A 15,072-nucleotide genomic window follows, 5' to 3' on the forward strand; every position below is an offset into this window, starting at 1 on the left:
TGCTTTTGACGGGCCGACAGGTTCCGCCCCCCTGCCGAAACAACCCGAACCACACCCCGAAACAGAAAGCATGTGCTTCTGAAGCAGGCCCAGACTTAGCCGGAGTCGCCTGTCCGTTTTATGACGCACCCGCGAAATGCAGCGCAGCACCTCCTTCGCAGTCGCACCATTGACCCGGAGCGCGCCACGGGCCAGCCTGTACAGACGCGCGACGCAAACCCTGTCGCTTTCAAAAAACACAAACTGCTCAAGAACATGGGAGAACAAGCATGAAGCTGGTGCGCTTCGGGGAAAAGGGACAGGAAAAGCCCGGACTTGTGGACGCCAATGGGCAGATTCGAGATATCTCAGCGCTTGTGCCCGATCTTGCAGGGGCATGGCTCTCTCCGGCCAGCCTCGCCACCATTGCCGCCCATGACAGCGCCAGCCTGCCTCTGGCGCCCGAAGGTGTGCGCCTTGGCCCCTGCGTGGCCCGCCCCGGCAACTTTCTGGCTGTGGGCCTGAACTTTGCCGACCACGCCAAGGAAACCGGCAATCCCATTCCTCAGGAGCCCCTGCTTTTCAACAAGGCCCCCAACTGCATCTGCGGCCCGCACGATGATGTGCCCATGCCCCGCAGCAGCCGCAAGATGGATTGGGAGGTGGAGCTGGCCTTCGTGATCGGCACCCGCGCCCATTATGTGGAAGAGAAAGATGCGCCCTCCCATGTGGCTGGCTATTTCATCTGCAATGATGTTTCGGAACGCTACTTCCAGATGGAGCGCACCGGACAATGGACCAAGGGCAAGAGCCAGGAGAATTTCGGCCCCCTCGGCCCCTGGCTGGTGACGCCGGATGAGCTGGGCGAAACGGATGCGCTCTCCATGTGGCTGGAAGTCAATGGCGAGCGGGTGCAAAATGGCTCTACCGCCACCATGATTTTCCGCATCCCCTATCTGATCCACTATATCAGCCAGTTCATGGCGCTGGATCCGGGCGATATCATCACCACTGGCACTCCGCCCGGCGTGGGGCTGGGCCACCGCCCACCCCGCTTCCTGAAAGCAGGAGATGTGATGCGGCTGGGCGTTGATGGGCTGGGCGTGCAGCAACAAACCGTCATAGCCTGCGCCTGACGGATCGCCGATTTCAAAAACCAATGGCGCGGATGGTGTGATCCGCGCCATTTCTCATGCCATGATGAGAGGGTCTCAGTGCAGCGTGGTTTGCGCAAGCCAGTGCTTCACCGCCTTCAACGCATCTTTCTTGTTGCCCATGCGGTGCTGCGCTTCCTGAAACACAGCCAATTGCATATCCGCGCTGGTGCCCTGTTCCACAATGGCACGCACGCCCGACATTTCATCCAGACATCCCAGATCGGCGGCGTCATCCGAAACCAGGTTCAGCACGCCCTCCACAGCATCACGCACCGAAATGGCACGGCGCTGGGCCAGATCCACAAAAGACCCATGCACCCCATAACGTTGGGCGCGCCACTTATTCTCAGCGGCAATGGCATGGTCAACACTATCAGCCCGCGCATTATGATGCGGGTTTCGCACCAAAAATCGCACCAGCGCACGATAAAGAGCTGCAATCGCCACCGCATCTTCCAGCCGGGTGCAACTGTCCGGCGCACGCAACTCCAGCCAGGGCGCATCCAGAGCGGGGCGCACGACCCACCACACATAGCCTGAAGCATCCATCATGCGCGCAGAAGCCAGCGCATCCACATACCGCTCATAAGCGGCATTATTCTCGAACATCTCCGGCAGGCCAGTACGCGGCACATCATCATGTGCGGCCAGGCGATAGCCCATCACCCCTGTTTGCCGTGCCCCCCAAAAGGGTGAAGAGGTGGACAGTGCAATGAAATGAGGAATGTAAGGCACGATCCGGCGCATCACATCCACCCGCATGTCTGGATCCGGCAACGCCACATGCACATGCAGGCTGCACACCATGCTGCGCGGGGCCGATGCCCGCATATCGGCCATGGCGGCTTTCAGCTTCTTGTCACCCTTTCCGCCGCGTCCATCCTCCCAGCTGGCGGTAGGATGCGTACCCGCCGCCATGAGGCCCAGCCCATGCTGCGCCCCCACCTGCCCGACTGATCGGCGCAGATGGCGCAATTCGTCCTGCGCCTCCCTCATGGACGTCCCGAATGCAGAGACCGTCCCCACGCGCCATTGCAACCCGCCATGCCGCGCGGCAGAGCCCAGCCTCTCCCCCAGCTCCTCATGAAAACCAGCAGGAATGCGTTTTTGCATCGCCTTGGAGCCGACATCAATGACGAAGAACTCCTCCTCGATACCGAATTGGTAGTGCTGCGTCATTTGCCCCCCATTTTCTGAAGAAATGCCATTGGCGCGTGAACATAAGCCCCGATGCGCGCAACAGACAGACCGAAAATCAGACAAAAATACGGCGCAGCTCCCCTTATTTTTCAATACTCTATACAAACAAAGACTTATCGCGATGCACAAATGCGATGCACAATGCCAATATCTGCTCCGCAATAAGAAATTCAACGAACACTTATATTGTAATTATTGTGATCCGATGAAAATTTCCGCTCCTATTTTTGACAGCCTGCGGCCTCTACCAATGCCAGCGCCGCCACGGCTGCCGTATCCGCCCTTAAAATGCGCGGCCCCAGAGAAAGGGTGATCGCGCGAGGGGCAAGCATGGTCCGCTCTTCCGGCGAAAAGCCCCCCTCCGGTCCGATCAGCACACTCACCGGGCCAGCAGGTGCTGCCCGAAGCGCCAGAATGGGATCAGCCTCCTTGGCCCCTTCATCGCAAAACACCAGATTGTGCGTGGCGGGCAACTCTGCAAGCCAGGACTGAAGAGGGCGCGGCGCGTTGATAACCGGCAAAGTCAGAAGGCCACATTGTTCAGCGGCTTCCACCGCATTCGCAGCCATTCGTTCCAGATTGATGCGGGAAACCTGCGTGTAACGGGTCAGCACCGGGGTCAGCACACCTGCGCCCATCTCCACGGCTTTCTGAACCATATAATCCAGCCGGGCATGTTTGAGTGGCGCGAAGGCATATTCGCGGGTTGGTGCTGGCGGCTGAGGGCGCACCTGTTCTTCCACCACAAAACGCGCCTCGCGCTTGCCACCCGCCTGCCGCACGGCTCGCCATTCCCCATCCCGGCCATTGAACAACAAAATGGCGCCATCCACGGGCAGGCGAATAACATGCAGCACATAATGCGCCTGCTCTGCCGGCAACACGATCTCTGCTCCAGCGGCAAGATCCTGAGGCACATGAAGGCGCTGGGCACGAAAATCATAATCAGCAGGCATGGGGCTAAATCCTTTCCGTTTCGGCCTCTCACCACGAGACACGCGCAGAAACAAGCCCCTGCGGCACATGATGATGCACAAATGCTTGCGGCGCGCATCCAGAAGAGTGCGCGCCGCATCATCACAAGATTTTCAGGATGGAGAGAGAAGCGAACTACTTCTTGTTTCCATCCGCATCGAACTGCGAGAGAAACGCAATCAGATCCGCCCGCTGATCGTCTTTCTTGATTCCGGCAAAGGCCATCTTGCCTTTCGGCGCCAGCACCTTGGGGTTGGTCAGATAATTATTCAGAGTTTCCACATCCCAGATATTCCCGGCGGCCGCGCCCTTCTGAATATCCTTGGAATATTTGAACCCCTCGAAATGCGCCCATTTCGCCCCCACAATACCATTCAGAGGCGGACCAACCCGCGGCTTGGCTTTGGTGCCAATCATGTGGCAAGCCATGCATTTCTTGAAAACCTTTTCCCCACGCTTGGCACTGGGCTCAGCGAAGGCTGAAGTGGCGGCAATGGTGGCCGCAGCAGCCAGAACAAGAGAAACCAGACGCATCAAATTCTCCCTGCGGCACACATTTGGGATGAATGCGCGCCTCTTGTTATTCACAAGCAGAACATTCCTGCCAAAAGCAGGTGAACATCGCCGTTTCATTATCATATTTCAAAAGTGCAAACAGGGAGCTGCGACCATGAGACCTACCTTCAAAGATCTCACACCCTGAAACGCTCAAGGCGAGGCAACGCCAGCTCACCTGCCTATGTTGATGCGTCAGCTTTTTCACAGCTGCATCAGCTGCATGGAAAAGCTGTCGGCTATCACTCCACTGGCAGAAATACAGGTTTGAAAAGCATCAGCCCCCGCGGGCCGCCTCATATTCACGCATCAGAAGCTCAACCAACTCCAATGCTGGCAAGGCCCGCGCCAAAGGAGCTCCCTGTCCGGCCCATTGCGCGCCATAACCCGTGTTTCCCGCCGCTTTCGCCGCCATATTCAGGGCCTTGCCCGCATCATAAGCCACCGGATACGAGGCTGGGCATTGACCTTGCCCGGCCAGATCCTGCCCCAACGCCGTAAACTCATTCACGATGCAACGGGCCGGACGGCCAGAAATAGTATCCGTGACCAGCGTATGGCCCGCACGAGCCCCCAACACAGCGCTGCGATGGGCTGGGTCTGCGGCACTTTCCGGACAGGCAATAAAGGCCGTGCCCATCTGTACAGCGGCGGCCCCCAGATCAAGACACGCAGCGATTCCGCGCCCTGTCATGATACCCCCCGCTGCGATAACAGGTACGTTCAAAGCTCGGACCAGAAGCTGCACCAGAGTGAACGTCGGCAGTTTTTCATCACCTGTCGCCGGATCGAAAATGCCTCTGTGCCCTCCAGCCTCATAGCCTTGCGCGACAACCGCATCCATGCCGGCCGCAACGGCCGCATGTGCTTCCTCCACACAGGTTGCGCTGGCTATCAGAAACGTCCCCGCCGCCTTGAACCGCGCAATCTGCTCAGCTTTTGGCAAGCCGAAATGAAAACTCACAATGGCCGGACGCTCCTCCTCGAGCATATCCGCCATGGCATCATCTTCAACAAAGCTGCGATAGATCTCGTTCAGCTCCACAGGAGGCTCAGCACCGAAGACCTGAAACCGGGGCGCAAGCGCCTCAAGCCACCGGGCTTCCCGTGCAGCATCTCGTTCCGCAGGCGCATGGCAGAACAGGTTTACATTGAAAGGCTTATCCGTTCCGCTCTTCATCTCCCGGATCAGCTTGCGGCCAGCTTCAGCATTCACCGCTCCCAGAGCGATAGAGCCAAGCCCGCCCGCCTTCATGACCTCAAGAGCAAGGGCCGGCGTGGACGTGCCAGCCATCGGAGCCTGAATGACAGGGCAGCGCATACCCAGACGCTTCAGAAAAGTCGTCATGAAATCACTCCCCATCAGCAAGCCATGCACCAAGACGCGCGACGTTTTACGAGATCAGGCCCTCGCGCAGATTACGCTTCCGGCGCACCTTCAGAGGCCCCGGCATCATCACCGGCGTCCTCATCCTCACCACCAGCTTCTTCGCTGATATGCTCCACCGATACCACCCGCTCACCCTCAGCGGTATCGAACACGATCACCCCCTGGCTCGCACGGCCAACAATACGGATGCCGTCAATCGGGCAGCGGATCAGTTGCCCACCATCCGTCACAAGCATGATCTGGTCGTGCTCTTCAACCGGGAATGAGGCCACCAGCGGTCCGTTCCGATCATTCACGGCCATGGCGGTGATGCCCTTACCCCCACGCCCGGTGACACGATACTCATACGAAGACGAGCGCTTGCCATAGCCATTTTCGGAAACGGTGAGGATGAACTGTTCCGCCTCGCTCATCTCCACATAACGGTCCTGCCCCAGATGGCTGCCGCCTGTCACATCCTCATCGGCATCCATCTCCACGGCATCCGCAGTTTCACCCTGCAAGGCACGGCGCATCTTGATATAGGCCATGCGTTCGTCAGCCGTGGCCTCCACATGGCGGATGATAGCCATGGAGATCAGGCGGTCATCATCATCCAGCCGAATGCCGCGCACACCCATGCTGTCACGCCCCTTGAAGAGACGAACATCCGTGGCCTGGAAGCGAATGCAGGCCCCCTTTGCCGTGGTCAGCAGCACATCATCATTTTCATGACACAGCGCCACATCGGCAATAGCCTCGCCCGCATTGAGCTTCATGGCGATCTTGCCGTTCCGGTTCACCTGCGCGAAATCGGACAGCGAATTGCGCCGCACCGTGCCGGATGTGGACGCAAACATGATCTGCGCGGCTTCATCCTCTTCCCCCTTCTCAGGCAGAAGCACGACGGATGTAATGTGCTCATCCTGCGCCAGCGGCAGAATGTTCACCAGCGCCTTGCCCCGCGCCTGAGGCGCGGCCAGCGGCAGACGCCACACCTTCAGCTTGTACACCTGCCCCTTGGAGGAAAAGAACAGAACCGGCGCATGGGTGGAAGCCACGAACAGCCTCGTGACGAAATCCTCGTCGCGCGTCTGCATGGCCGAGCGCCCCTTGCCGCCGCGCCGTTGCGCCCGATACGTGGATAAGGGCACACGCTTGACATAACCAGCGTGAGAAACGGTCACCACCATTTCCTCACGCTGGATCAAATCCTCGTCATCCAGATCGCCGAAGCCTTCGACAATTTCCGTACGACGCGGGGAGCCAAACTCATCACGAATGGACAGAAGCTCATCGCGGATAATGCCGCGCATACGCGGACGGCTGGCCAGAATGTCAAGATAATCAGCAATCTCAACGGCCAGCTTTTCCAGCTCATCGGCGATTTCATCACGGCCAAGAGCTGTCAGGCGCTGGAGGCGCAGTTCCAGAATGGCGCGCGCCTGCTCCAGAGACAGGCGATAGGTGCCATCTTCGCGCAACATATGTCGCGGATCAGCAATCAATGCGATCAGCGGAGCCATGTCCCGCGCCGGCCAATCGCGTGACATCAAAGCCTCGCGGGCGCTAGCTGGATCCGGCGCCGTGCGGATGAGGTGGATCACCTCATCAATATTGGCCACTGCGATGGCCAGCCCCACCAACACGTGCGCCCTGTCGCGCGCCTTGCGCAGCAGATATTTCGTCCGCCGGCTGACCACTTCCTCACGGAAGGCGATGAAGGCCGTCAGCACATCATGCAGATTGAGGAGACCAGGCTTGCCCCCGGAGAGGGCAACCATATTCACGCCGAATGAGGTTTGCAGCAGAGTCTGGCGGTAAAGATTGTTCAGCACGACATCTGCCTGAGCGTCGCGCTTGATTTCGATCACCACCCGCATGCCATCGCGATCGCTCTCGTCGCGGATCTCAGAAATGCCCTCAATGCGTTTATCCCGCACCAGCTCGGCAATTTTCTCGATCATCGTCGCCTTATTCACCTGATAGGGAATTTCGGTGACGATCAGGGCTTCACGATCCTTGCGGATATTTTCGATGGCCACACGGGCCCGCATGAGGACGGAGCCCCGGCCGGTCATGTAGGCCTGCCGAATGCCGGTGCGCCCCAGAATGAGGCCGCCGGTGGGAAAATCCGGGCCGGGGAGATGATCCAGCAGCGCTTCCGGCTCCAAGGTCGGATCATCCAGCAGCGCTACGGTTGCATCCACCACCTCGCCGAGATTATGCGGCGGAATATTTGTCGCCATACCCACGGCAATGCCGCCAGCGCCATTTACCAGAAGGTTCGGCACCTTGGCGGGAAGAACGGATGGCTCCCGTTCAGAATTATCGTAGTTGTCCTGAAAATCGACGGTCTCCTTATCGAGATCGTCGAGCAGGGCATTGGTCACTTTCTCAAGGCGCACCTCGGTATAGCGCATGGCCGCAGCCTGATCGCCATCCACCGAACCGAAATTGCCCTGACCATCCACCAGCGGTACGCGCATGGCGAATGTCTGCGCCATGCGCACCAAGGCATCATAAACCGACTGATCGCCATGGGGGTGATATTTACCAATCACATCACCGACCACGCGGGCCGACTTGCGATAGGACTTGTTCCACTCATACCCATTCTCGTGCATGGAGAACAGGATGCGGCGATGCACCGGCTTGAGACCATCACGCACATCCGGCAGGGCGCGCGCGACGATCACGCTCATGGCATAATCGAGGTAGGAGCGTGACAGCTCCTCCGTAATGGAAACAGGCCGGATATCAAAAGACGGATTGCCGCCGGAACCCGGCATCTCGGATTCAGCCAAGAGTCAGCACTCACCTAATATCGAAGTTGCGATCTATTAGCCGATTCATGCGCACAAAGCCATGTGAGCCGCAAGACGGGTGCAAGAACGGCGCACAGAGCGAACCATCGCCCTGTGCCTTTCGCAATCAGAACGGAATTTCATCGTCCAGATCATTCACCGGGCGACCGCCGCCAGAGCTGCCACCCGAACTTCCGCCACCACGACGGCCGCCGCCGCCATATCCGCCACCAGAACCACCTTCAGAGAAGCCCCCGCCCATCGAGCCGGAAGAGCCGAAATCGGAGCCCCCGCCATAATCATCACCGCCGCCTTCACCGCCACCACGGCTATCCAGCAGGGTCAATTCGCCACGATAAGGGCGCAGCACAACCTCGGTCGTATATTGCTCCCGGCCATCACGCTCGAACTTGCGGGTTTCGAGCTGTCCTTCGATATAAACCTTGGAACCCTTGCGCAAAGACCGCTCGGCCCGACCAATCATGTTTTCATTGAAGACCACCACACGATGCCATTCCGTGCGGTCACGCCACTCCCCGGTGGCCTTATCCTTCCAGCTTTCAGACGTGGCGACACTGAGATTGCACACACGCCCACCATTCTGAAAACTGCGAACCTCCGGGTCACGACCCAGATTGCCGATCAGGATCACCTTATTGACGCTGCCGGCCATGGGCGGGCCTCCATTCATTTTTCGGTTTCAAGCGGGTCAGCACCCTAGCGGGCCCACCACAGCACGCGAGAGGCAAAGCGCGTTATCCACCGCAAAGCCTGCGCACAAGGCGACACCCCTCCAGCCCCGACTATATGTTTCCATTTCGTTCTAATTGGAGCAACAGCATCATGCAAGCGGCGCGCATCATCAAAAGCATGGTTTTTTGACTCGCACAAGGCTGAAGTTCGCCATATGTTCTCGCCATACTCGCCCACGCCAGTTGAGTCTCTCACCATGCTTTCCACCCCGACATGCAGCCCCGCCCCTTGAAATTTTCACAACCCCTCCCTCATTAGAGTGAAGTGGCAGCAGCCGCTCTTCAGCATCTTTTCACGCGCGTCGGACAGGCCAGCCTGCCCCGGTTCATGCGGCCGCCATTGAGATTTTCATGCCGGATCACGATACGCCCTCACGGAATTTGCCCCTGCCCGCATCCTCCAGCAAGCGAGATGCGCGCACCCTCTCCATTCGTGGCGCGCGCGAGCACAATCTGAAGAATGTGGATCTTGAGGTTCCGCGCGACAGCCTGGTGGTGTTTACCGGCCTTTCCGGCTCAGGCAAAAGCTCTCTCGCCTTCGACACCATCTATGCCGAAGGTCAGAGACGTTATGTCGAAAGCCTTTCGGCCTATGCCCGCCAGTTTCTGGAAATGATGCAGAAGCCGGATGTAGACCAGATTGACGGCCTCTCCCCGGCCATCTCCATTGAGCAGAAGACCACTTCCAAGAACCCGCGCTCCACCGTCGGTACGGTGACGGAAATCTACGATTACATGCGCCTGCTCTGGGCCCGTGTAGGTGTGCCCTATTCACCCGCAACCGGCCTGCCAATTGAAAGCCAGACCGTATCCCAGATGGTGGATCGGGTTCTGGCCCTGCCAGAGGGCACCCGCCTGTATCTGCTGGCCCCCGTGGTGCGTGGCCGCAAGGGCGAGTATCGCAAGGAACTGGCCGAATGGATGAAAAAAGGCTTCCAGCGCGTCAAGATTGACGGAGCTTTCCATGAAATTGCCGACGCCCCGGCGCTGGACAAAAAATTCAAGCATGACATTGATGTGGTGGTAGACCGCATCGTTGTACGGCCGGACCTGACCCAACGCCTCGCGGACAGCTTTGAAACAGCTCTGGCGCTGGCTGATGGCATTGCCGTCACCGAGTTTGCCAATGAAACAGATGAAAAGGGCGCTCCGCGTCGCCTTGTCTTTTCAGAGAAATTCGCCTGCCCGGTTTCCGGCTTCACCATTGCGGAGATCGAACCGCGCCTGTTCTCCTTCAATAATCCGTTCGGTGCCTGCCCGGCCTGTGACGGGCTGGGCGTGGAACAGACCATAGATCCAGATCTTGTTGTGCCGGACAGGATGCGCACCTTGCGACAGGGCGCGATTGCACCCTGGGCGAAATCCACCTCACCCTATTACGGGCAAACGCTGGATGCGCTGGCGAAGCATTATGATTTCAAACTGAATGTGCCCTGGTGCGACCTGCCGGAACAGGCGCGTGACGTGTTGCTTTATGGCTCGGGCAAAGAGAAGATCCTCTTTGCCTATCACGACGGCGCGCGCGCCTATGAAACCGAGAAGACCTTTGAAGGCGTCGTGCGCAATCTTGACCGGCGCTGGAGGGAAACGGAGAGCGATTGGGCGCGGGAGGAAATCTCTAAATATTTCTCCACCGTGCCCTGCAAGGCTTGCGGCGGGTTCCGCCTGAAGCCGGAGGCGCTCGCCGTCAAGATCAACGGTTTCCATATTGGGGAAGCAGGTGCGCTCTCCGTCAGAAATGCCGCCCGCTGGTTCGAGGATCTTCCCCAGCATCTGAGCGACAAGCATAACGAGATTGCGACCCGCATTCTCAAGGAGATCCGCGAGCGACTGGTCTTTCTGCTGGATGTGGGGCTGGAATATCTGACACTGGCGCGCGCCTCCGGCACACTTTCCGGTGGCGAAAGCCAACGCATCCGCCTCGCCTCACAAATCGGCTCCGGTCTGACGGGCGTGCTCTATGTGCTGGACGAGCCCTCCATCGGCCTGCATCAGCGCGACAATACACGCCTGCTGGAAACACTGAAGCATCTGCGAGATCTCGGCAATACGGTCATTGTGGTCGAGCATGACGAGGATGCAATTCTCGCCGCAGATTATGTGGTGGATGTCGGCCCCGGCGCCGGAATCCACGGCGGACGTATCGTCGCGCAGGGTACGCCGAAGGATATTCTGGCCAACCCTGCCTCGCTGACGGGGCGCTATCTCACCGGGGAACTTTCCGTCGGCGTACCGGCACGACGCAAGCCGGATGAGCGACGCATGCTGAAGCTGGTGGGCGCGCGCGGCAACAACCTCAAGAATGTCACCGCCGAAATTCCGCTGGGCCTGTTCACCGCCATTACCGGCGTTTCCGGCGGCGGCAAATCCACCCTGCTGCTGGATACCATTTACAAGGCCGTGGCCCGCCGCCTGAACGGGGCGAATGATGCCCCCGCCCCCCACGACAAACTTGAGGGACTGGAACACCTCGACAAGGTCATTGATATCGACCAGTCCCCCATCGGGCGCACACCCCGCTCCAATCCCGCGACATATACGGGTGCCTTCACGCCCATCCGTGAATGGTTCGCCGGCCTGCCGGAGGCCAAGGCGCGCGGCTATGGGCCGGGGCGCTTCTCCTTCAATGTGAAGGGGGGACGCTGTGAGGCCTGCCAGGGTGATGGCGTCATAAAGATCGAGATGCACTTCCTGCCGGATGTGTATGTCACCTGCGATGTCTGCAAGGGCAAACGCTATAATCGCGAAACGCTGGAAGTCACATTCAAGAACAAGTCCATCGCCGATGTACTCGACATGACGGTGGAGGAAGGTGCCAGCTTCTTCAAGGCTGTACCTTCCGTGCGCGAAAAGCTGGAGACGCTGCGTCGGGTCGGGCTGGATTATGTCAAGGTGGGCCAGCAGGCCACCACGCTTTCCGGTGGCGAGGCCCAGCGCGTCAAGCTCTCCAAGGAACTCTCCCGCCGCGCCACCGGGCGCACCCTCTATATTCTGGATGAGCCGACCACGGGCCTGCACTTCCATGATGTGAAGAAGCTGCTTGAAGTGCTCCACGAACTGGTGGAACAGGGCAACACGGTGGTGGTGATCGAACATAATCTCGATGTCATCAAGACAGCAGATTGGGTGATCGATCTGGGCCCTGAAGGCGGCGATGGCGGCGGTGAGATTGTCGCCACAGGCACGCCGGAAGAGGTGGCCGCAAATCCGCGCTCGCATACCGGCCACCATCTGGCTGAGGTGCTGGCACGCCGCCCCGTGCCCGCAGTTCCTGCCCAGCCTGAAATCGAAGCGGCCGAAGAAGCGCCTCGCCCGAAACCTCGAGGGCGACGGAAGAAGGCGACCTCTCCGGCCTCCCAGTAGTTTCTGCCTCAAACCCTGCCCGGCCTTTGGCTCACGGCCACCAAATGCCGGCCAGGCCACGAATCCCTTGGCCTGGTGCAGTGGCGCCCGATACAAGAGCGGGGATAGAGCCTGCACCAAAAGAGCACAGGCGAGAATTTCTTCGAATCTTCATATAAGAGGGCCGAGAAGCGAAGGCCCATGCCTTCTCCACCATTTTGCCCCCACAGGAGGGTGTCTATGAACCCGGTTCACATTATTGGCGCTGGCCTTGCCGGCTCTGAAGCCTGCTGGCAGCTCGTGCGCCAGGGTGTGCCGGTGGTTCTGCACGAAATGCGCCCGGTGCGCACCACCGAGGCCCATCAGGGCGAAGGCTTTGCCGAACTGGTGTGCTCCAACTCCTTCCGCTCGGATGATGCGCAGGGCAATGCCGTAGGCGTGCTCCACGCCGAAATGCGCAAGGCGGACTCCCTCATCATGCGTCTGGCCGATGCACATCGCGTGCCTGCGGGCGGCGCGCTTGCCGTAGATCGCGAAGCCTTCTCCCAGGCCGTGACAGCAACACTGGAAAATCACCCACTTGTCACCATCGTACGGGAGGAAATCACCACCCTGCCCCCGGCCGAATGGGATAATGTCATCATTTCAACCGGGCCTCTTACGGCTCCGGCACTGGCAGAGGCCGTTCTGGACCTCACCGAAGAAAGTGCTCTCGCTTTCTTCGATGCCATTGCGCCTATCGTGCATTTTGACAGCATCAATATGGACAAGGCGTGGTTCCAGTCCCGCTACGACAAGAGCAGCCCGGATGGAACCGGGGCGGATTATATCAACTGCCCCATGGATGAAGCCCAATATCATGCATTCATTGATGCACTGCTTGAGGGTGAAAAGGTTCCGTTGCGAGATTTTGAGGCAAAAACACCCTATTTTGACGGCTGCCTGCCCATTGAGGTGATGGCGGAACGCGGTCGCGAGACTTTGCGCTTCGGCCCCATGAAGCCCGTTGGCCTCACTAACCCTCACGCGCCGGACGTGAAAGCCTACGCCATTGTCCAGTTGCGGCAAGATAACAAGTTGGGCACGCTTTATAATATGGTCGGCTTCCAGACCAAGCTGCGCCATGCCGAGCAGGTGCGCATCTTCCGCACTATTCCAGGGCTGGAGAATGCGGAATTTGCCCGTTTGGGCGGCTTGCATCGCAACACTTACCTCAACTCACCCCGCCTGCTGGACCCGCAATTGCGACTGAAAGCAGATCAGCGCCTGCGTTTTGCCGGGCAGATCACAGGCTGTGAGGGCTATGTGGAAAGCGCGGCCGTAGGCCTGATGGCAGGCCGTTTCGCCGCAGCTGAGCGACACGGAGAAACCCTCACCTCACCGCCGGAAACTACAGCGCTGGGCGCGCTGCTGGGACACATTACCGGTGGCCATATTGAAAGCGAAGAGAGCGGCCCGCGCTCCTTCCAGCCCATGAATATAAATTTTGGCCTGTTCCCTCCGCTCAGCGAAGCGCCGCGCGGGGAAGGCGGCAAGCGCTTGCGGGGCAGTGAGAAGGCCCTGGCCCGCAAGAAGGCAATGGCAGCACGCGCCCTTGCCGACATCGAGCCGTGGCTCGACACGAACACAACTGCGGCTTAAGAGACCATCATGGCCCGTATCGTCCAAACTGTTCCGCCCATCGAATATAATGCCGACCCGTCTCGCTTCACCGTCGATACGGTGTTGAAGCGCGATGTATTTTCCGTGGTGGAGCGCGGTACATGGACAGATGGTGATGGCCAGCAATGGCCAGCTGTACGCCGTCGCTGGAATGAGGTCTCGCCCTGGCTCACGCTTCTGGCGCGCCGACTGGCCGCATTTGAAGTGCAAGCGCTGGAGCGAGTCACCCAAACCGGGGTCACCACCCCCCTCTTGGCGGTGGGCCATCGCTTTCTGGTACGCGGCTGGATTGAAGGCGTGCCATTGCAAATTGCCCGGCCGACGGGCGACAGCCACTTCTTTCATTCCGCCCGGCAAGCGCTCCACACTCTGCATCGCAGCGGCTATGTCCACAATGATCTGGCCAAGCAGCAGAACTGGCTGCGCGGTGCGGATGGCGAAGCCTGGCTGATGGATTTTCAGCTTGCCTTGCCTATCAGCCGTCGCTGGAAGCTGGGGCGCGTGCTGGCCTATGAGGACCTGCGCCACCTGCTCAAGCACAAGCGCACCTATTGCCCCGACGAGCTGACCCCTCGCGAAAAGGCCATGCTCGCGAAGAAGAGCATTCTCACGCGCACATGGATGGCAACAGGCAAGAAAGTCTATCGGTTTGTGACCCGTCGCCTGCTATCATATTCGGACACGGAAGGGCGCGGCCCCCGTGTGACGCAGCTCGGCCCCCGCATCATTGAAGCATTGAAGACCCACCCGGATGTTGCCGACGCACATATGGCGGACTTCCAGACACTGGGCGGGAAAGTTGGGCTCTACGCATTCGTCGCCCCCAAGCCAGGGGCAAGCCCGACTGAAGAGGCGCTGCGCAGCCATCTCGCGAATGCTCTGCCAGACAGACCTTATCTGGATCATCTGCAAATTGTCACCGCCCTTCCACGGAATGACAATGGAGAGGTGAGAGATGATCTGCTGCTTCTGATCGCCCGTAATCAGATTGAAATGCTGCGCGATCTCTCCGGCTCCGACGCCACCCTGGCACTGGTGACAGAGATCGCGCGTCATCGCCGGAATCTGACAGACCGGATTACGCGCACCTAGGGCGCATATACACGCCTACAATATAAAAGCCATATCAGTATACACATATGCGGCTATGCGGCTATGCGGCTATGCGGCTATGCGGCTATGCGGCTATGCGGCTATGCGGCTATGCGGCTATGCGGCTATGCGGCTATGCGGCTATGCGGCTATGCGGCTATGCGGCTATGCGGCTATGCGGC

10 protein-coding genes are annotated in these 15,072 nt (G+C 59.2%); 4 read left to right on the forward strand and 6 right to left on the reverse strand.

Going from position 1 to position 15,072, the window contains the following annotated elements:
• Positions 1–269: 269 nt before the first annotated feature.
• Complete coding sequence (locus ACT6QH_RS01230) at positions 270–1,115, forward strand: fumarylacetoacetate hydrolase family protein (protein ID WP_444972994.1); 846 nt, start codon at positions 270–272, stop codon at positions 1,113–1,115.
• A gap of 75 nt (positions 1,116–1,190) precedes the next feature.
• Here the strand turns inward: ACT6QH_RS01230 and ACT6QH_RS01235 are convergent, their stop codons facing one another.
• The 6 genes from ACT6QH_RS01235 to ssb form a co-directional block, all read right to left on the reverse strand.
• The gene (locus tag ACT6QH_RS01235) at positions 1,191–2,315 is read right to left on the reverse strand and encodes a carboxylate-amine ligase (protein WP_444972995.1); all 1,125 of its coding nucleotides are present in this window, start codon (positions 2,313–2,315) and stop codon (positions 1,191–1,193) included.
• 242 nt (positions 2,316–2,557) lie between these two features.
• A complete protein-coding gene (locus ACT6QH_RS01240; RefSeq protein ID WP_444972996.1) occupies positions 2,558–3,292 on the reverse strand; it encodes a 16S rRNA (uracil(1498)-N(3))-methyltransferase in 735 nt (244 codons plus the stop codon).
• Between the two features lie 154 nt (positions 3,293–3,446).
• Positions 3,447–3,845: a c-type cytochrome gene (locus ACT6QH_RS01245; RefSeq protein WP_444972997.1), complete on the reverse strand. Its 399-nt coding sequence runs from the start codon at positions 3,843–3,845 to the stop codon at positions 3,447–3,449.
• A 298-nt stretch (positions 3,846–4,143) separates the two neighbouring features.
• Complete coding sequence (locus ACT6QH_RS01250) at positions 4,144–5,214, reverse strand: NAD(P)H-dependent flavin oxidoreductase (protein WP_444972998.1); 1,071 nt, start codon at positions 5,212–5,214, stop codon at positions 4,144–4,146.
• A gap of 71 nt (positions 5,215–5,285) precedes the next feature.
• The gene (gene gyrA, locus ACT6QH_RS01255; protein ID WP_444973005.1) at positions 5,286–8,027 is read right to left on the reverse strand and encodes a DNA gyrase subunit A; all 2,742 of its coding nucleotides are present in this window, start codon (positions 8,025–8,027) and stop codon (positions 5,286–5,288) included.
• Positions 8,028–8,169: 142 nt separating this feature from the next.
• Positions 8,170–8,715 (reverse strand): single-stranded DNA-binding protein, encoded by a 546-nt coding sequence (ssb, locus tag ACT6QH_RS01260; RefSeq protein WP_444972999.1) that lies wholly within the window; start codon positions 8,713–8,715, stop codon positions 8,170–8,172.
• A gap of 430 nt (positions 8,716–9,145) precedes the next feature.
• Between ssb and uvrA the strand changes: the two genes are divergently transcribed.
• The 3 genes from uvrA (at position 9,146) to ACT6QH_RS01275 (ending at position 14,890) form a co-directional block, all read left to right on the forward strand.
• The gene (gene uvrA, locus ACT6QH_RS01265) at positions 9,146–12,157 is read left to right on the forward strand and encodes an excinuclease ABC subunit UvrA (RefSeq protein ID WP_444973000.1); all 3,012 of its coding nucleotides are present in this window, start codon (positions 9,146–9,148) and stop codon (positions 12,155–12,157) included.
• Between the two features lie 219 nt (positions 12,158–12,376).
• Entirely contained in the window at positions 12,377–13,777 is a 1,401-nt protein-coding gene (gene trmFO / locus ACT6QH_RS01270) for a methylenetetrahydrofolate--tRNA-(uracil(54)-C(5))-methyltransferase (FADH(2)-oxidizing) TrmFO (RefSeq protein ID WP_444973001.1), read from the forward strand.
• Between the two features lie 9 nt (positions 13,778–13,786).
• Entirely contained in the window at positions 13,787–14,890 is a 1,104-nt protein-coding gene (locus ACT6QH_RS01275; RefSeq protein WP_444973002.1) for an AMP-binding enzyme, read from the forward strand.
• Positions 14,891–15,072 lie beyond the last annotated feature (182 nt).

This window comes from Haloleucobacter albus (assembly GCF_052492075.1).

What these genes read in the sequence shown, in the direction of transcription:
- gyrA (WP_444973005.1), bottom strand. Translation starts at nt 8,027, where the DNA reads ATGCCGGGTTCCGGCGGCAATCCGTCTTTTGATATCCGGCCTGTTTCC.
- ACT6QH_RS01235 (WP_444972995.1), bottom strand. Translation starts at nt 2,315, where the DNA reads ATGACGCAGCACTACCAATTCGGTATCGAGGAGGAGTTCTTCGTCATT.
- uvrA (WP_444973000.1), top strand. Translation starts at nt 9,146, where the DNA reads ATGCCGGATCACGATACGCCCTCACGGAATTTGCCCCTGCCCGCATCC.
- ACT6QH_RS01240 (WP_444972996.1), bottom strand. Translation starts at nt 3,292, where the DNA reads ATGCCTGCTGATTATGATTTTCGTGCCCAGCGCCTTCATGTGCCTCAG.
- ACT6QH_RS01245 (WP_444972997.1), bottom strand. Translation starts at nt 3,845, where the DNA reads ATGCGTCTGGTTTCTCTTGTTCTGGCTGCTGCGGCCACCATTGCCGCC.
- ACT6QH_RS01275 (WP_444973002.1), top strand. Translation starts at nt 13,787, where the DNA reads ATGGCCCGTATCGTCCAAACTGTTCCGCCCATCGAATATAATGCCGAC.
- ssb (WP_444972999.1), bottom strand. Translation starts at nt 8,715, where the DNA reads ATGGCCGGCAGCGTCAATAAGGTGATCCTGATCGGCAATCTGGGTCGT.
- ACT6QH_RS01250 (WP_444972998.1), bottom strand. Translation starts at nt 5,214, where the DNA reads ATGACGACTTTTCTGAAGCGTCTGGGTATGCGCTGCCCTGTCATTCAG.
- ACT6QH_RS01230 (WP_444972994.1), top strand. Translation starts at nt 270, where the DNA reads ATGAAGCTGGTGCGCTTCGGGGAAAAGGGACAGGAAAAGCCCGGACTT.
- trmFO (WP_444973001.1), top strand. Translation starts at nt 12,377, where the DNA reads ATGAACCCGGTTCACATTATTGGCGCTGGCCTTGCCGGCTCTGAAGCC.